Consider the following 18270-nt stretch of genomic DNA (forward strand, 5'->3'; position numbering starts at 1 on the left):
TCATACTCCCTTCTGATCCATTACCTTGAAAATGATAATTCGCAGTATGGAAATGATGATCAGCGAAATCATAATAACCCAGCCCATGAAAGATGCAGTATTAGCTACATGCCCCAATGTGCCGCCAATAAATGCAGTCAAAACCATTGCTGATGTAAATATTTTCAGACAGATGGAGTCACATCTTTTTAAATTTGCTCTTGCAAGCTCATCGATGGGTTCTTTGTGAAATTTCCGGACTCTGTATGATATCAGGAAAATAAAACATATGATCCCTCCTGCGACAGCATTTTGAATATACGTGTAGGATTCTTTCCAATCCGTTCTTACCCAGCACCAATAGTAGAATGTCAAACCAATGGTAAGAACTGCAGTTTCTGTCATCAATTCTGTAATACTGACTTTTTTATTCATAATGCCTCCTGTGTGATATATTTATCACTTGATGTTATAAATATATCACATTAAAATTACTTGTCAACAATTAATGTGATAAATAATTCACTTTGTATATTCAGATATACAGTTTCCAGACCGTGATTGACAGCTATGAGGACTCGATGAGTGTGTCTGATTCTGAAAGAATTGTTTAATTGCTAAGAAATGAGGCCTTAAACCGTTAAAAGGATTACAGGAAGTTGCAAATTATAAGAGCGCAAAAAGACATTATTATATACGGGTTACGCGATTAACCTATTGTGGAATGAGCTTTTTTTAAATACTATGGGACAAAAGCGTAAAGGAGAAACTCAGAAACCCCATGTCAGATAAAAGATTTTTACAAGATGTGCTGCGCATCTCCATACCCGTGGCATTACAATCCATGCTGCAGTCTTCCTTTTCCATGGTCGATCAGATCATGGTCGGTCAGCTTGGAGATAAAGGTGTTGCTGCAGTTGAAATTGCCGGAAAGCCCAGTTTTATTTATGCGTTCGTCATTGGAGCAATCAGTACGATCACAGGAATCATGATCTCGCAGTACATTGGCAACCACAACAGAGAAGCAGAGGAAAAGAGCATCTGTATCAATTTTCTGGTGATGATATTAACCGGGCTTACCTTTCTATCTGTTTTCAGTCTTTTCCAGAATCCGTTCGTGGGAATGTTTACGGAAGAAGAGCAGGTAATCACAGAGGGCAGCACATATCTCGGGATTATCTCATGGACATTCATTCCGCTGGGGATCTGCAACATTCTGGGGACGGCCCTGCGATGCCGGGACAAATCAACCTGGCCGCTTTATATCGGCATTTTTTCTGCTTTGCTCAATACAGTTTTAAACTACTGCTTTATATTTGGAAATTTTGGCGCGCCGCGTCTTGGAATAGCAGGCGCCGCATATGCGAGTGTCATATCCCAGGCAGCAGGAGCACTGATTTCCATCCTGTGTTTTTGCAGATTATATGGGCGGATTCGTATTTCGTTAAGCCTTGGAAAGGCAGGATATTCGCAGTACTTTCTGATGCTTCTGCCGATTGTTTTGAATGAGTTTTTCTGGTCCGTGGGACAAAGCGTATACACATATGTTTATGGGCATATGGGAACTAATGAACTGGCAGGAATGTCGTTGACGGGCGCTGTTCAAGGCCTGACCATGGGAGCATTAAGCGGCCTGTCTCAGGCAGCCGGGATTCTGATCGGCAAAAGGCTGGGCAGCAGGGAATATGATGCTGCTTATGAGGATTCCAAAAAGCTATGCGGTCTTGGAGTGGCCGGATCACTGGTCTTCACGCTGTTATTGATTTTGATCAGAAATCCGTATGTTCAGCTGTTCAACGTATCAGGAGATGTTCGCGGAATTGGCGCAGATATTATGGCAGCATTTGCGATCCTGATGCCTGTGAAGGTACAGAATATGATACTGGGAGGCGGAATCATCCGAAGCGGCGGAAAAACGAAGTACGTCATGATGATTGACATGATGGGAACCTGGCTGATCGGCGTACCTCTGGCGCTGCTTACAGGATTGTATTTTAAGATTCCGGTTATCTGGGTCTATTTTGTTTTATCGCAGGAAGAACTGGTCCGTTTGATCATATCTGTTTTTATGTTCAGAAGCAGAAAATGGATGCATACGCTACAATAACTGGTGATGAATATGTGGGATGAAAAGAAGATCCGGATTATTGATATTGCGGATGAATTGGGCGTCAGTACAGCGACTGTTTCCAATGTCATCCACGGCAAAACAAAAAAGATATCCGACGCAACTGTCAGACGGGTGCAGGAAAAACTCGTTGAAAGGGGATATATTCCGAATATGGCCGCGACGCTCCTTTCGCAGAACAATTCGCGGATTGTCGGAGTGGTCGTAAATAATCATCCGAAATATGAAGGACATGTTCTGGAAGACCCGTACATCAGCAGTGCGGTCAATGCGTTATCGGACGCACTGGAAAGCCATGGATATTTTTTAATGCTGAAGAAGACAAGTGACATTATGGATATTGTCCCCTTTGCATCCATGTGGAATATGGATGGAATGGTAATCATGGGGTTCTGCGAAGATGAGTATCAGAAGCTTCGTGACCGCATCAGGATACCATTTGTTGTATATGACGGTTTTTTCCAGAATGACAGAAACATCTGCAACCTGATGCTGGATGATTATGACGGAGGAAGGCAGGTCGGTGCGTTCTTCAGAGAAAACGGCAGAGAGAAGATATTATTTGTAGCGGACAATTGGCTGAAACCGGATTTTGACAGATATGAGGGACTTTGCTCCGGGTATGGAAGAAAAGTGAATTTTATGGAAGTACCTATGAGTAAAAAAGAAAGACAGGCACATTATCGGGATATCTTACCGGTATTTCGGGATTATGATTCGGTGTTTGCCGCATCGGATTATTATGCGGTTGAAATCATGTACTTTCTGATTCACGCGGGGGTACGCGTCCCGGAAGATATCTGGGTTGTGGGATTTGACGACATGGAGCTATGCAGAAATGTCATGCCGCAGTTATCCTCTGTCCGGCAGGATGTGTTTTTGCGCGCGGGAAAAGCAGTGGAGTATCTGGATCGGATGAAAACAGACAGAAGCTATTCGGTCACGGATAAAATTCCGGTACAGTTCGTTCCGCGGATGAGCTGTGGGAGAAGATCGTATTAAAAGGAATAAAGTCGGATGCAAAGTGCAATATCGCGGAGACGATTACGGATTTACGGTAAGATTCCACCGTCGCTGCGGAGAAGGCCGGGGGACAGGTGTGAGTGCCAGTGTCTCTCAAGTTGTCCTTTATTATAAAAAATATGCGGTGGCGTGTAAAAATGAATGATGACGGAATTCACCGTGTGGAGATACCGGAAGTACCAGTTGAGGCGATTCGTGAGGCGGTAATTAATAGCTTTGCTCACGCACGGTATGACATTGCAGCATGAAATTAGAAAAATATATGCTCTGTGTGGTGCCAAACATGTAAATGTGCCATATGTCAACGAGGAGACTGCATTTACAATGGAGTTTTCGCGTCAGGACAGAAACTTTTGGATGCACTGGGAGATGAAGAACTCTCTGCTGCAGAATTAATGGAGAGACTGGACCTTTCCTACAGGCCGGCCTGCCGGAAAAATTATCTGAATCCGGTTCTTGATCAGGAACTGATCGGGATAACGATACCTGACAAGCCGAGCAACCGAAATCAGAAATACAGAAAAAAGAGATAACTTGGTCGCTCACCGATCAGGATAAGCGACTAAGATACCGACTAAGATAGAATATACACACAGTCAATTGCTGATTGTCTCGGTGCTTTTTTTGAGATTGATGCACCTGTTAATGCCGTAAGCCTATGAATGACTCTAAAATTTGACAGCTAGCGAGCATGACATTTTTGGGGCTTAAGGCAGGGACCGACCATGGCTGAGAGACTGAAACTGCTCCGCAGCATGGCAGTTCGCCAAATGAAGACGATATCAGAGATTTCGCTTGAAGAACTCCGGGACTGGAAGAAAAGAAAGAAGAATAATGTGATAAGCTGATATGTAATGGCCATTGTCAAGGGGAAACCTGGCAAAACCACATTGGTTTTAACTGAGCACATCCTGAAGAAGCTCCAGACGTATCAGTCTCCGGCCTTGGCCACTCTGATATACGTGGATTCGGATCGCTCCTTACCTACAGGTCAATGGTCTGCCGAGAGCTCTGCCGTCTAAAAGCGTGGATCACGGTTTCCCGTGCCGACATAGTTTAGTCGCAGATAGCTCAGACCCATCATGAAGCTGAAGCTTCTTCAGGGTGTGCTCAGTTGTAGTTGGCCGCATAGCGGCGTAAGCCGTCCTATGCGGGATCGTTACCAGAATGACAATGCGACGGTGAGGTCAAGGCCCTGCCGCCGCAGGCGGGGCAGCTTTGCTGCAGCCTTGACGGAAACGGAACAGTGTCATATGGATCATGCTGTTTCTTCCGTCATCATTCCCCACATGAAGCAGGCAAGTTCGCGGGCAATTGATGTTTTGACGACATTGACTTTTTTCCCGCACTTCAGGGTCATCCTGTAATACCTCCTGCGGAGACGTTCGTTAGCTTTGTCAGCGTAGGCAATGACTTCCGGAGGGTTTCCTTCCTGGCGGGCTTTCAGAGCCTTGGATTTGAATCCGATACTCCCGCGTCCGTAGGACTGAGCTGCTTCAACAAGGAGCCTCCTGACATGCGTATTGCCGGCTTTCGTGATCGGGAGTCGGTTGATCCCGTCACCGCTGGAGTCCTCACCGGGGACCAGACCGATATATGAGGCGAACTGCTGAGCTTTCTGAAACCGTTTGAAATCGCCGACTTCAACGATGACAGCAAGTGCCGTCTGCGTTTTGATGCCAAGGAAACAGCAGAGCTTCCGCACGCTTTCCCGATAAGCGTCCTGATCAGCCAGTTCTTCGATACGCCTGTCAAGACGCTCCAGGGTATCGGTAAGTTTATCGTAAGTCAGAAGGTACTCACTAAGGATCTCTTTATAGAGTCCCTCTGGTTCAAGGCTCCGTAGCCAGCTGAGATGAGCAGCCGTCCAATGGCTGGCACCGGCATTGTAAATAAAGCCATGGCGGAGGCAGAACGCGAGGATCTGCTGCTTGATCTTCTTGAGTGCCAGTTTATGGTCATCCCTCATGCGGATGAACTCCTTGATCTGTTCCTCTTCGGAGGTAGGGACATGTACCTTGTGATACGAATGATGAGCGAGGCAGCGAGCGATCACCTCAGAATCCCGCCTATCGGTCTTTTTCTTTTTCTGTACAGGCGACTTCGCCATAGTGGAAGGAGCGAGTATGATACATTCAACACCATGATCGTTCATCTGATGATATAACGTATAGCCAAGACATCCGGCTTCATAACCGCATATAAACTTACTGTCATCGCCGTAGATTCCACGCATGCTTTCGATGTATTCAAGGACAAGCCGATAATCCGGATCAATCTTCACATAATGAGAGCAAGCATCCTCTCTGACTGTATAGCAGCAAAGAGAAAAAGAGTTCTTGTGGACATCCATTCCGACGTAGACTGTGGTATTATTCATTTGGTGGCCTCCATTTGTATGCGGTAATCCCCGTTACCATGATTGTGACGATCACAGTTTACAGGTAAATCCGCGATGTTACAAATGTGGGGCCATTACATATTGTCTGAACAGGAAAAGAGAGATTACGGTATTGATTTCAAGCCACATTCTCGACGAGCTTTCCAGACTGGCAACCCATTACGGCATCATAGACCATGGACGGATGGTAAAAGAGCTCAGTGCAAAGGAGTTAAATGCTGCCTGCCAGAAATGTGTGCGGGTGGAGGTCAGTGATACATCGGTGCTTGCGCGTGTCCTGGACGCCATGGGCGTGGAATACCAGATTATTTCAGACACAACTGCGGATGTGTTCGCAAGTGTGAATGTAACACAGCTAACGCTGGCACTTGCAAAAGAGAAGTGCGAAGTGCTGTCCATGCAGGAACGGGATGAAAGTCTGGAGAACTATTTTCTCTCTTTGACAGGAGGTGGGGATCAGTGATCAGAATGTTGCGAGCCGATTTGAAGCGTCTTTGGAAAAGTGCGGCGCTTCGTCTTTCTCTCATCGGGATGCTGGCGTTGGCGTCTGCCTTTATGGCAATACAGGCAACCTCTATGGACTATACCGTCCCACTTAGTAGGGTGATATTCCTGCCGATGAGCATGTATGGCGTATTCATGGGTGCTTTGGTCAGTGTATTTGTGGGGACGGATTTCAGCGATGGCTTCATACGCAATAAGCTGCTGGTAGCAGATCATCGAAGCAGCCTGGTTCTTGCTCAAATCTTGGTAAGCTGCATTGCCTGTGCCATCGTGTATGCGATGGTTACCTTGTTTACCGCCGGGGTCGGACAGTTTTTCTTTGAGAATAACGTCGATAGCCTCACATTTATCCGATTTTTCTTTCTGGGGTTGGGGATGAGCCTTACAACCGGCTGCCTGTATGCTGTTATCACCCTGCTGTTCGGCAATAAAACACAGGCGGTGATCCTGTGCATGGGCCTTGCTTTTGTAATGCTTTTTCTCGCCATGCATACCAATTCCATATTGGTGCAGCCCGAATTTAAGGATGGCGTTCTGAATCCCAAGTACGTTGGGGGAATCCGCAGATTTTTAAGCGGCATCCTCCACGATCTCAATCTCTGCGGGCAGGCGGCGCAGCTTTCTACCTGGGAGGTCTGGAATCCTGTCCGCATAGTAGTTCTGGATCTTACCATGATCGCCGGAATGTCCGCTCTGGGATGCGGGCTGTTCCGCCGGAAAAACATCAACTGACAGCAGAAGGGCAGAGGTGAAGGAGGAACTAATAGACTAACTTCTCATCGAGGTTAGGTTCACCATGCCTAGGAGATAAGCCCGTCAATGCTGATGGAGGATGAGGTTTCATCCAACTCTATCCTGAAGCGGGTAACGAAGCATTATAATGTCATGATTGAACATAAAGCAGTCGATTAAGCACCGGCCACTCGTAGCGCCGGGTGGCCACTCTCAACGCACCCGTGGCCACTCGGCGGCGCAAAATGCATCCGTATTGGAAAAGGAACTGCTGTAAACCGGCAAGACCCGTTTCCAGAACATAAGCCCGTTTACGATCAGAAGTGCTCCGAATCCAATCCTTGCTGCCCACTCGGGCAGCAGAAGTGCGATCCCGTTCATATCTCCGCCGCCGAACAGTCCGCACAGAATACTCAGGTAAAGCGGATCGATCAAAAGAAGCGCGACCGTGATGTAATACAGAACTGCGCGAAGCAGTTTGCTCCTGGCCGTGCCGATCTTCTTTGCAAACGCCGTCAGCAAATATGCCATGCAGAAAGTTGCCACAGCACCTACAAGGCAGAAGATGCCGAGCTGCGTATCTGTCATGCGTTCACGGAAAATATCGACCTGCACGCCAAGCCCCATAAATTTTACCTGCCGGAACACCCCTGTAAACAGGGCGTACAACAGGTGTGCTCCTTCGTGGACAAGATAATAGGCAATCACGGCCGCCAGAATACCGATGTATTGCCGTGTTCTCTTTGACATTGTTTTTCTCCGTTTCCTTTCATTCGTAAGGTTCAATAAACTGGAAGGTAACTGTTCAGAACCCCTGCTTACTGCAGGACGATCTCAGCGTTCCCAGTAAAAGCAGCTGTCAAAGCTTCATAAGCGCTGATACCGTGCTTCCTGCCTGTGCTAATGTATGACATGATGTCCAGATAATCCTGCGCCCCACTTTCTGTACGGAAACATCCGGACACCTTGGTTTTTGTTTTGACATTGCGGACATCGCGCTCCGCCTGGTTGTTATCAAAGGGAACATCGAAGTCCCTGATAAAAAGGCAGACTGATGCCTTGAGTGCCATAAGGCGTTCGATGAGCGACCGCTCTTTCCCTTTTTTCTTCCGCCCTTTCTTTTTCTTTAGCGGATCTGGGGAAAGAGGACATTCCTCATTTGCCATCATCATAAGCCTGTCATACTCTGTGTCAAACTTATGAAGGTGATAGTAGCTGAGTTCCGTTTTGCCTTTGACCACCGCTTTATCACGGGCCTTTTTCATGGAACGGAGGAGGGTCTTGAACCCCGGCGCCCACATGTGTCCCGGACTATACTGTTCAACACCGGTCAGTTCGCGCAGCAGATGTCCATTGCAAACTGCGTGTGTGATATCGTCATACTTCCAGTATGGAGACCAGCAGTCATGTACAGCAATACCGCCAAACTTGGTGAGCACACCATTCCCCTCCATGCCGATCTGGCCACGTTTGGTGCTGATCGTCTGATAGGTCAGATCCGAAGTGGATGAATTATGCACCCAGATGGTTTTTCCATTCACGTCGGTGCCGGTCTCATCAAAGTTGGCGACCTTCGACCCGATCAGCATGGACTTTATAGTCTCAAGTGTACCGCCCACTTTTTGGGCGCACTTCGACACCATGGAGGTGATCGTCCCGGTGGACAGGCTGATCCCGAGAAGGCTTCCCAGCAGGACATGGATCCGCATTGTGCTGACTGCTCCATAGGTGCTCAGCAATCCGGCAAGTACGGAAACGGAATCGCCATACTGTACATATGCCCGGATTCCCTCAGGGAATTCCCCGGCCAGGGCTTCCCCCGTACATGGACATGATGCCACCTGGATGGACTGGTGCTCTGTCACCCTGGTTGTGATGACTGCATTGACTTCATAACGCTTCTCACCGCAGGTAAATACTTTGCCGCTCATGACGCACTCGTTCAGCCGCGGGCAGGAAAGGCACTTTTTCGGCAAATGTTTGCTGTATTCATCCGGTTCATGCGGGATCGACATATGGGAGCCCGGATGCCCCTTCTGTCCGCCCTGCTTCTTGCCGGATTTCTGCCGCTGACTTTGAGGCTTTGGTTTATTGAAACCATCACTGGAAGGTGGCTTGGAACTGTTCTGGGAGTTCTGATTCAGCTGGCGCTGGAGCTCTCGGATAGTTTCCTCTAATTCCTTGATGGTTTCCGTCAGTGATTGCACAAGTGCGGTGAGATCCGCATTCTGTTTTGCCATTGTTTCGATAATAAGATCTTTGTCATCCATTGACCCGCTCCTTTCCGGAAGCGGTATCCATCAGGATATCACAAGCCTTTTTCATCGAACAGCGGCAGAAACGGGTTTCGCCTTCTGCGGCGGTAAGCTGACTACGAAGCTCTGCAATAAGGGCATCCTTCTGCGCTATTGTTGCCAGAGCCTGCTCATACAATGCCCTATAGTCTGTATCACTATGGGTCAGGGAAGCAGCATCTGCCTTTGTCCGCTTTCCCGTCGGGACAATATCGCCTGTGGCAGGATCGATGCGGCCAATCAGCTTGCGGTGGGAACGGGGCTGCTTCAGCTCCTTATCCCAATAGGAAACAGACTCATAGACATATGTTATATTGCGAGCTTTATTATGAACCTTTACGATTGCCATGAATCTGTCTCCTTAATAGTGTTACTTTTATTATATTGTATCACTATTAAGGAAAAATATCAAATGTTACGTGTCACTATTATGTAAAACTATGTCAGTGCAGGGGGTTCTGAACAGTTACGACTACACTGACTTATATAAGCCGTGGAGAGCATTTCTGTGACGGATTTCTTCAGGAATATCTGGAGAACAATATGCTTATGAAGCTTCTTTTTCGTATTGACGACTTGCTGATCGAGTACTACAAGAAGCATAAATTACCGGTATCGTTGCGCTATAAGAATCCGTTGTTCTGGTACGAAACAAGAGAGGATGGCAATCCTGTTCTCGTGAAAGGGAATGGAGAAAAAAGCGTTTCCGCAGAGAAAAGCGAAATGTTCAACCAAACGGTTCAAAGCCAGCAGGGTTGGCAACGTTCACGTCTTTATATGGATGCAAACGGAATATGGGATGCGACGGCTTTTGGTGCAACCATGTCTGCAACATTTGCTTACGGACCTGATGATGAGGGGCGATGCTTTACATTCACTTCCTATGAAGAAGCAGACAGGAGAATGTATGTGTAGCGTAAAATAAAAGTACCCGGAATCGGAAACAAAATTCCCCAGTTTCAGAAGGGGAAATCCCCGAAATCGGAAAGGGACATGTTGTAGCAAACAAACCAATCATTTATCCTTTGTCTAAGCACGACCAAAGGCAAAGGAGGAAAGGAAGATGCTGACTATGTCCCAAATCAATGATATCAGAGATTTGAGCCGAAAGGGATATGGGATTTCCAAAATATCATCCCTCACAGGAAAGGATCGCAAGACGATCCGTAAATACCTTGAACAAGACGACTTCTCACCGGAGCCGCCTGTGGCGAAATCCAGAACATCCATCGTCACGCCGTACATTGATATCATCACGGAATGGCTTGAGGAGGACCAGAAACACTGGTCCAAGCAGCGGCATACTGCCAAGCGCATCCACGAACGCCTGCAGGAGGAATACGGTTTTACCGGAAGCTATGATTCTGTCCAGAAATTCGTGCACAGAATCCGGACCGATATCCAAACCAAAGGAACACAAGAACTCGTCTGGGAGCCCGGCTGCGCACAGGTTGACTTCGGAGAGGCGGATTTCAATGAGGATACCGAATGCGTCCGCCGGAAATACCTTACCGTATCCTTCCCATTCAGCAACGACGGATATAACCAGGTATTTCGGGGCGAAACTGCCGAATGCGTCTGCCAGGGGCTTCAGGATATCTTCAACTACATTGGGGGTGTCCCTTCGCTTCTTGTGTTCGACAACGCAACCGGCGTTGGCCGCAGGGTCATGGATAAGATCCATGAGACCGAGCTGTTTGCCCGGTTCCGTGCCCATTACGGGTTCCGTATCCGGTTCTGCAATCCGCATGCCGGATACGAGAAGGGCAACGTCGAGAATAAAGTAGGTACAAGCCGGCGGAACCTGTTTGTTCCTGTTCCCACATACCACGACATCGAAGAGTTCAACCGCGGCCTTCTTGGCCAGCATGCAAAGAAAGCGGCAGAAGCCCACTATAAGAAGGGCACTACGATATCAGAGCTCTTTGAAGAAGATAAGAAGCATTTCCTCCCGCTTCCGGCAAAACCGTTCAATGTATGCCGGTATGAGACCTGCAAGGCCGACGGATATGGAAAGATCTGCCTTGATGGCAGACATTTTTACTCCACCAAGCCCGAAAACCACAACCAGAAGGTCATGGTCGGCATCCGCGCCCATTACATAGACATCCTGGAACCAAACGGCGGTCTTCTGGTCCGCCACAGGCGTCAATATGGGGAAAAACGTACCGATCTTACGGATTACAGTACATCGCTTGAGATGCTCTCAAAGAATATCGGTGCCTGGCCGAACAGCGGATTTCGGAAGGACGCACCGGAACTGATCCGGGAGTACGTTGACAGCCAGCCCCGTGCAGGGCGCAAATCCTGTATCCGGATGCTAAGCAGCCTGTCAAAACAGTACGGCTATGAGGCAGCTGTAAACGCGCTGGAGCTCGCCATCAAAGGCAACAGTGTCAACAAGTCGGATACCGCCATTCTCGCGGCGCGTATCACCGGATACGGCATTGATACTCCGCCGGAACCCGGCCCGTCACTTGTTGTTTATGACCAGGCCTTTCTGCCCAACCAGGCCACAGACAAGGAGGCGGCATCATGATCACGGCAATCGCCAGAACTGAGATGGAAGAAAGCATACAAGCCTGTTGCAAGTCCCTGTTTCTTACTTCCGCGATCCCGGAGTTCATCAAGGAAGACGGCACGCCGAAGCAGATCGAATATCTTGCGGCTGCCCTCCGAAAAGAAGTTGTCCGCAGGGACGAGAACAAGCGCGAACGTCTGGTCAAACGCGCCCGGTTCCCGGTTTATAAAACGTTCGACGGATATGAATACCGCTGTGTAAAACTTCCGCCGGCGCTATCCAAAGAAGATCTGGAAGCTGTCCGTTTCATAGAGCATAAGCATAACCTTGTCCTTTATGGGCCCGTAGGTGTTGGCAAGACCCATATGGCGATCGCCGCCGGCGTGAATGCCTGCCGGAAAGGATACAAGGTGCGCTTTTATACAGTGACGGAACTTGTCCTGAAACTGGCAGAGGCCAGGAAGAATGGAACGCTCGAGAGGCTCCGCAGTGATCTGAACTCCCTTGATCTGCTAATTCTGGATGAGTGGGGATATGTCCCGGTAGACCGTGACGGATCCCAGCTCCTGTTCCGCGTAATATCAGACAGTTATGAGAGCAAAAGCCTCATTCTTACTACCAATCTGGAATTCTCTAAATGGGGCAGCATATTTACTGATGACCAGATGGCCGCGGCGATGATTGACCGTCTTGTCCATCACGGGCATCTGCTCCTCTTCGAAGGAAACAGCTACCGTATGGAGCATGCGCTGATGAAGCAGACGGCACGCCAGCCTGGAGCGGGCGTTGTCAAGGGGACAGACCGCTTGACGTGAAGCGGCCGGGCAGTCCCTGAAAAAGAGGCACAGAAAATCCTCAGCCGCGGAAAACAGTTCCATTCTCTGCCCGACGATGGGCAGGCCTCGGCGGAACCCAGATGAGGAGAAATCATGCCACTTTCCGAAACTGAGGAATTCCCAATACGAAACTGGGGAATTTTCCTTCCGATTTTGGGGATTTCTTATTGACAAAACACAAATGTATAAAAACCTAACGCCGGAACAAGTGCAAGAATGCCGAAAGAATGTTGATGAGTTCTATGCAGATCCTGAGCTTCAGATGCGTTGGAAGGAAGTGATCTTACATCCTATTTGCTTAATCCTAAAGCGGGATGGCTCACTAAATCCGATTTCCCTGACGAAAGTCAACCCCGAAGTTGTTGAACGTTATCAGCAACAGACGGTATGTATCGGGGACACGGAATCCTATAAGTGGATATTTGAAAACGAATGATGTTGAAAAGATAGATGGGGAGGCAGACATAAACCGTTGCCTCTCCATTTTCTTGATCAAGCGGCCTCGGCCGCTCAGCTCATCACCGGAGAAATCCGGGGATGTTTAAGGGGATTGGGGCGCTTCCCCAACGAGCGGAAATCGGCTGGGTATATACCCAGACACTGCTCGCACAGAATGTGCCTGGTACAGAAATTGAAAATCTCAAGCTTGCAGAACTCAAATCGAGATTGAAAAAGTAAAGCCGTTGTGATATAATGATCCGCAGTGTTATAGCCACTCAAAGCTCATAGAAAAGATAAAGGTGAACGAAATGGCAATGAATTACAACAAACTCTGGAAGCTGTTAATTGATAGAAATCTGATGAAGAAAGATTTGCGTGAAATGGCCGGCCTTTCGACTAATGTGATTGCCAAAATGGGTAAGAACGGAGATGTTTCCACGGAAGTTCTCCGGAAGATTTGCAAAGCCTTAGACTGTGGGTTGGATGATATTGTGGAAATAGTGCCAGATCCCGAACCTAGTACAAAAAATGGGACAGCTGGATCTGTACAATAGATAATGGAGAATTGCGAGATGAACAGAAAAGAATACAGCGCCGGTGCTGTAAAACATTCTTTCTGGTTTATGGAATTCCGCAAGGTCGTATCTCTCCGCCTGGAGGGAAAGACGTGGGAAGAAATAAAGCGTCTGAATGAGGAAGAGAATATCTTCGGAGCGCCGACGACGCTGCGGGCAACGCAGATTTTCAATACGGTTTCGGCCCGTGTAAAAAGCATGGACGATAGCTTCTATCCTGTCTTTGAGGCTTGTGATCTGGCCTCTCAGAAGCTCTTTGCGCTTGTGGCTGCCATGACTTATGACGTGCTCTTTGGTGAACTGGTCTATGAGCTTATCCGGGAGAAAATGATCATCGGCAGCAATGAACTGGCAGACAGTGATCTGAGGATTTTCTTTAAGGATAAACAGCAGCAAAGCGATAAGGCCGCCAAGTGGACGGAGGCCACAATCAAGAAGCTGATGGTTTCCTACAAATCCATGCTGTATGAGGCGGGCGTGACCAATAAGGCAAAGAATGTCCGTGAGATTTACAAGCCTTTACCCGATCCGGCAATGGAACGCTGGATGAAGGATCAGGGAATGAATTATCAGCTGAAAGCAATTACGGGGGTGAGATGATGGCAGGATTACAGGAACGATTAGATCAGATGGAAGCTGCCATCCATAAACCGTCATTCCGGGAAAGCAGCGGAAGGGCAAACGAGGTCAACTATTGGGTGTTTGACTACGATCCGGCAAAGGAACTGGAAGTCCGGGAGCGTGTCGAATACATGAGGAAAAAGAATGCGAAAGGCACTGACGGCTTTGAGCTGGTGGTCTTTGATCTGTATGACATGATCATGGACTATCTGGAGGAAAAGGACTTCGTGAATTCCTATGTCCGCTATGAACAGCGCCGCGGCTTCGACTATATTATCCGGGCAGCATCCACGTCAATGAAGATGAACGAGGACGATAGCATCCTGATCAAGAAGATTGTGGAGCAGACCCCGGAAAACGCGATTGTGTTTTTAATCGGCGTGGGCAAATGCTACCCACTCCTTCGGTCACATAAGATACTGAACAACCTGCATCAATCTGTGCTGAAAGCACCGGTGGTATTGTTCTTCCCCGGAACATATACCGAGCAGGAGCTGATTCTTTTCAACGAAATTAAAGACGATAATTACTATCGCGCATTCAAACTTGTGAAGTGAGGTACGGATATGCAGATCAAGGAAATGTTCAAAAAGTCGATCACCCGTGACATCCAGGGCGTCGTTATTGCCGGACAGGGTGAGAAAACCAATATAGCCACAGAGCTTGAAGAGTACGTAGTAACGCCGGAGCTGCAGCGGCATTTTGCAGATTTCTTCTCTGCATACGCCAAGGGTATCAATGGCGAGACCACCAAGATGGGCGTGTGGATTTCCGGCTTCTTCGGAAGTGGTAAATCTCACTTGCTGAAGATCCTCTCCTACATTCTGGACAATGAAGTTGTCGGCGGCAAGAGAGCCATTGATTATTTCATAGATGACAAGAAGATCACCGATCCGATGGTACTTGCGGATATGCAGCTGGCGGCCAATACCCCGTCTGACATCATCATCTTCAACATTGATGCGAAGAGCGAATCCGATGGTAAATCCAATAAGGATGCTATCGTAAATGTCTTCCTGAAAGTGTTCAACAACTCCCTCGGATTCTGCGGAGCAATTCCGTATCTGGCTGACCTTGAGCGGAAACTCACCGAAGACGGGAAATATGAGCAGTTCAAGGAGACCTACCAGAGAGTGACCGGTCACGACTGGTATGAGGAACGCCATGAATTCCTTTCCAGACAGGACGGCGTAGTGGATACCCTGATCGAGATGGGTTACATGAGCGAGAAGGCCGCCTGGAACTGGTGCGATGCTGCAATCGGGGAATATCAGATCAGCATAGAAGACTTTGCCAAGCGCGTGAAGTCATACATTGACCGTCAGGGCAATAATCATCACGTTGTATTCCTGGTAGACGAGATTGGCCAGTACATTGGTGATGATTCCAAGCTGATGCTAAACCTTCAGACAGTAACGGAAGAACTCGGAAAAGAATGCAAAGGCAAGGCATGGGTCATCGTAACCAGCCAGCAGGACATCGACTCCATCACCAAGGTGAAGGGCAACGACTTCTCCAAGATTCAGGGACGCTTTGATACAAGGCTTTCCCTTTCTTCCGCGAACGTGGATACCGTTATCAAGAAGAGAATCCTGGACAAGACCGATACGGCTGCACAGACCCTCCGCCTGCTGTATGAGCAGAAAGCTACGATCATCAAGAACCTGATCGTATTCAATGACGGTGTAGAGAAAAAGCTGTATGCAAACGACAGGGATTTCTCAGAAGTCTATCCCTTCATTCCTTATCAGTTCAATCTGTTGGCAAGTGTGCTGACTTCGATCCGTACCCACGGTGCATCCGGTAAGCATTTGTCCGAGGGCGAGCGTTCCATGCTGGCTCTGTTCAAAGAGTCCGCTATGGCACTCAAGGATGAAAACGTCGGGGCAATCGTACCGTTCCACCGCTTCTATGATGCGCTGGAGAATTTCCTGGATCACAGCCATAAGGGCGTCATTATCAAGGCTTACGACAACAGTTATATCAATCCGGATCATAAGGACAAGGACGTTTTCGCTATCAATGTGCTGAAGACCCTGTTCATGATCAAGTACGTCCTTGAGATTGAATCCAACATCGACAATATCACCAGCCTTATGATCGAGAACATCGACGATGACCGTATTGAAATCAAGGGGCGTGTTGAGAAAGCCCTGAAGGTTCTGATGCGTCAGATGCTCGTTCAGAAGAATGGTTCCCATTATGTTTTCCTTACCGATGAGGAGCAGGAAATCAATCGTGAGATCGACAGCCAGAACGTTGAAATGGCCGAGGTCATCAATAAAGTATCCGAGATGATCTATGAGGATATCTTCACGGATAAGAAGTACCGCTATCCCGCGTTCAATGGCCGCTACTCCTTCAGCTTTAATCAGGCTGTGGATGACAGGCCTTACAAAGCGAGCCAGAATTTCGATATTGGCGTCCGGGTGCTTACTCCCTGGTATGAAGGCGGCAACGATGACCTGACACTGCGGATGCTCTCCGGTCAGAAGAGTGAAGTGTTGGTGGTGCTGCCCAACGATGCAGCGTTCCTGGATGAAATCCGGCAGTACCTGAAGATTGAAAAATTCCTGCGCCTGAATACGTCTACACAGCTTGCCAAGTACGAAACGATCAAAGAGGCAAAACGTGTGGAAATGCGTGAACGCAATGCGAATGCCAAGCTGTATTTGACGGACAGCCTGAAGGAAGCAACCATCTATGTGAACGGCGATGTTGCCCGCGTTTCCGCGAAGGAAGTTTCTTCACGCATTACGGAAGCTTTGGGCAGGCTGGTTCAGACCGTTTATAACAAGCTTTCCTATATTGATGCGGCTATGGGCGAAGCAGAAATCCGGAAAATGTTCCACTCCACCAACCAGCTGACCCTTGGTCTTGAAGGCGGTACGGATGCCAACACCCATGCGCTGGATGACGTTTTGCAGTTCATCGCTACCAATACCCATATGCACATGAAGACTTCCATGAAGACGGTCAAGGATCGTTTCATGAAAGCCCCCTATGGCTTCGTGGAGGATGATGTGCATTGGCTTGTTGCGCGTCTGTTCAAGCGCGGCGATCTCGCATTCACGGTCAATGGCGCAAGTGTCAATCAGAACAACAAAACGGATGAAGAACTGATCAGCTTTATCACGAAGAAAGCCTTTGTAGAAAAGCTCCTTCTGGAAGAGCGTATCCGTGTCAACGAAAAGGACAAGAAGGCTGTCCGTGACGTGATGAAAGAACTCTTCGGCACTGCCGGTGTGGCAGAGGACGAAGACAGCATCATGAAGAACTTCCAGAGATACGCGCAGAATACCATCAATGAAATACTGCGTCTGGAACCGCAGTATCAGAATTATAAATACCCAGGAAAGAAAGTTCTGGATACCGGCAAGAAGCTGATGCAGAACGTAATTCAGCTTCAGTCCCCGCTGGAATTCTTTAAGTACGTCTCTCAGAACAGAGAAGACTTCTATGACTTTGCCGAGGATTATGAACCGGTAAAGGCATTCTTCAATGGTGAACAGCAGCAGATCTTCACCAGAGCCCTGGATATGCTTGCAATCTATGATGACAGCAAGACTTACATCGTAGATGAGGAACTGGAAAAGATTGTTGCGGAGATGCGGCAGATCACCAAACAGGATAAGCCGTATCCCAATATCCCGAAGCTTCCCGAACTGCGGAGCCGGTTCATGGAAGTATACATGAAGATCCTTCAGCGCGAAGAAAAGCCTGTTCTGGATGCTATCAATCAGGCATGGGCAAGAGTGCTTGAAGTCCTGAACACCAAAGAATATGCGGATCAGAAGCGTTCCAAGTATTACGACATGTTCCGGGAAATCCAAGACGGGGCAGAACATTGCAACAACGTATCCTCGCTCAGAAGCTTTGCGGATAAGGCGGATGCCTTGAAGATTCGTCTCATGAACGAGATGGATGCTCTGGATCGTCAGATTGCCTACGAAAAGGCGCTGAAAGCCAAGAAAGAGGCTGAAGAAGCCGCCCGCAAGGCAAAGGAAGAAGGAAAAGAAGTAGAGATCGTCACACCGGTTCCGGAACCTGTGAAGATCAAGAAGACGAAGAACGTCACGATCAAGAACATGACGAACACCTCTTCCTGGAGACTGGAGAGCGAGCAGGATATTGACCAGTATCTTGCAGCGCTTAGAAAAGCTCTGATTGAAGAGCTGGAAGGAACGGATATCGTAAACGTCGAGTTCTGATCCC

Annotated in this window: 20 protein-coding genes; 15 read left to right on the forward strand and 5 right to left on the reverse strand. The window is 48.2% G+C overall.

Annotated features, from left to right (window positions below; genetic code table 11):
* Complete coding sequence (locus tag G4C92_RS11110) at positions 1-414, reverse strand: hypothetical protein (RefSeq protein WP_274939911.1); 414 nt, start codon at positions 412-414, stop codon at positions 1-3.
* Between the two features lie 346 nt (positions 415-760).
* On the opposite strand from G4C92_RS11110, the gene G4C92_RS11115 reads away from it, so the two are divergent.
* From G4C92_RS11115 to G4C92_RS11125, 4 genes are all read left to right on the forward strand, one after another.
* A complete protein-coding gene (locus tag G4C92_RS11115) occupies positions 761-2086 on the forward strand; it encodes an MATE family efflux transporter (RefSeq protein WP_274939912.1) in 1326 nt (441 codons plus the stop codon).
* A 12-nt stretch (positions 2087-2098) separates the two neighbouring features.
* Positions 2099-3109, forward strand: a complete 1011-nt coding sequence (locus G4C92_RS11120) for a LacI family DNA-binding transcriptional regulator (RefSeq protein WP_274939913.1) — start codon at positions 2099-2101, stop codon at positions 3107-3109.
* A gap of 416 nt (positions 3110-3525) precedes the next feature.
* Entirely contained in the window at positions 3526-3663 is a 138-nt protein-coding gene (locus tag G4C92_RS15110; RefSeq protein WP_334299932.1) for a Fic family protein, read from the forward strand.
* A gap of 192 nt (positions 3664-3855) precedes the next feature.
* The gene (locus tag G4C92_RS11125) at positions 3856-3978 is read left to right on the forward strand and encodes a hypothetical protein (RefSeq protein WP_274939914.1); all 123 of its coding nucleotides are present in this window, start codon (positions 3856-3858) and stop codon (positions 3976-3978) included.
* A 410-nt stretch (positions 3979-4388) separates the two neighbouring features.
* Here G4C92_RS11125 and G4C92_RS11130 read toward each other — a convergent pair whose 3' ends face one another.
* Entirely contained in the window at positions 4389-5510 is a 1122-nt protein-coding gene (locus G4C92_RS11130; RefSeq protein ID WP_274939915.1) for an IS110 family RNA-guided transposase, read from the reverse strand.
* 133 nt (positions 5511-5643) lie between these two features.
* On the opposite strand from G4C92_RS11130, the gene G4C92_RS11135 reads away from it, so the two are divergent.
* Together G4C92_RS11135 and G4C92_RS11140 are read left to right on the forward strand one after the other, a co-directional pair.
* Entirely contained in the window at positions 5644-5994 is a 351-nt protein-coding gene (locus G4C92_RS11135; RefSeq protein WP_330654704.1) for an ATP-binding cassette domain-containing protein, read from the forward strand.
* Complete coding sequence (locus G4C92_RS11140) at positions 5991-6767, forward strand: hypothetical protein (RefSeq protein ID WP_274939916.1); 777 nt, start codon at positions 5991-5993, stop codon at positions 6765-6767. Before G4C92_RS11135 ends, G4C92_RS11140 begins: the two co-directional genes overlap by 4 nt.
* Positions 6768-6980: 213 nt before the next feature.
* On the opposite strand, the gene G4C92_RS11145 is transcribed toward G4C92_RS11140, so the two are convergent.
* The 3 genes from G4C92_RS11145 to G4C92_RS11155 form a co-directional block, all read right to left on the reverse strand.
* A complete protein-coding gene (locus G4C92_RS11145; RefSeq protein ID WP_274939917.1) occupies positions 6981-7475 on the reverse strand; it encodes a hypothetical protein in 495 nt (164 codons plus the stop codon).
* Positions 7476-7585: 110 nt separating this feature from the next.
* Positions 7586-9037, reverse strand: a complete 1452-nt coding sequence (tnpC, locus tag G4C92_RS11150; RefSeq protein ID WP_274939918.1) for an IS66 family transposase — start codon at positions 9035-9037, stop codon at positions 7586-7588.
* Complete coding sequence (locus G4C92_RS11155) at positions 9030-9410, reverse strand: hypothetical protein (RefSeq protein ID WP_274939919.1); 381 nt, start codon at positions 9408-9410, stop codon at positions 9030-9032. The genes tnpC and G4C92_RS11155 overlap by 8 nt, the downstream gene beginning before the upstream one ends.
* Positions 9411-9604: 194 nt before the next feature.
* Here G4C92_RS11155 and G4C92_RS11160 point away from each other — a divergent pair, with 194 nt between their 5' ends.
* The 9 genes from G4C92_RS11160 to brxC all read left to right on the forward strand — a co-directional run bounded on the left by G4C92_RS11160 (position 9605) and on the right by brxC (position 18266).
* On the forward strand, positions 9605-9976 hold the full coding sequence (locus tag G4C92_RS11160; protein WP_274939920.1) for a hypothetical protein: 372 nt from the start codon (positions 9605-9607) through the stop codon (positions 9974-9976).
* Between the two features lie 157 nt (positions 9977-10133).
* Complete coding sequence (gene istA, locus G4C92_RS11165) at positions 10134-11600, forward strand: IS21 family transposase (protein WP_274939921.1); 1467 nt, start codon at positions 10134-10136, stop codon at positions 11598-11600.
* Complete coding sequence (gene istB, locus G4C92_RS11170; protein WP_274939922.1) at positions 11597-12397, forward strand: IS21-like element helper ATPase IstB; 801 nt, start codon at positions 11597-11599, stop codon at positions 12395-12397. Before istA ends, istB begins: the two co-directional genes overlap by 4 nt.
* Positions 12398-12599: 202 nt before the next feature.
* On the forward strand, positions 12600-12854 hold the full coding sequence (locus tag G4C92_RS11175; RefSeq protein WP_274939923.1) for a hypothetical protein: 255 nt from the start codon (positions 12600-12602) through the stop codon (positions 12852-12854).
* Between the two features lie 101 nt (positions 12855-12955).
* Positions 12956-13096: a hypothetical protein gene (locus tag G4C92_RS11180; RefSeq protein WP_274939924.1), complete on the forward strand. Its 141-nt coding sequence runs from the start codon at positions 12956-12958 to the stop codon at positions 13094-13096.
* A 71-nt stretch (positions 13097-13167) separates the two neighbouring features.
* Entirely contained in the window at positions 13168-13413 is a 246-nt protein-coding gene (locus G4C92_RS11185) for a helix-turn-helix domain-containing protein (protein WP_274939925.1), read from the forward strand.
* Positions 13414-13431: 18 nt separating this feature from the next.
* Positions 13432-14034 carry a DUF1819 family protein gene (locus G4C92_RS11190; RefSeq protein ID WP_274939926.1) on the forward strand — a complete coding sequence of 201 codons (603 nt, stop codon included), beginning with the start codon at positions 13432-13434 and terminating at the stop codon, positions 14032-14034.
* Complete coding sequence (locus G4C92_RS11195) at positions 14031-14612, forward strand: DUF1788 domain-containing protein (RefSeq protein WP_274939927.1); 582 nt, start codon at positions 14031-14033, stop codon at positions 14610-14612. The genes G4C92_RS11190 and G4C92_RS11195 overlap by 4 nt, the downstream gene beginning before the upstream one ends.
* A 9-nt stretch (positions 14613-14621) precedes the next feature.
* Positions 14622-18266: a BREX system P-loop protein BrxC gene (gene brxC / locus G4C92_RS11200; protein WP_274939928.1), complete on the forward strand. Its 3645-nt coding sequence runs from the start codon at positions 14622-14624 to the stop codon at positions 18264-18266.
* The last annotated feature ends 4 nt before the right edge of the window (positions 18267-18270 follow it).

Source organism: Chordicoccus furentiruminis, assembly GCF_019355395.1.
Classification (GTDB): domain Bacteria; phylum Bacillota; class Clostridia; order Lachnospirales; family Lachnospiraceae; genus Chordicoccus; species Chordicoccus furentiruminis.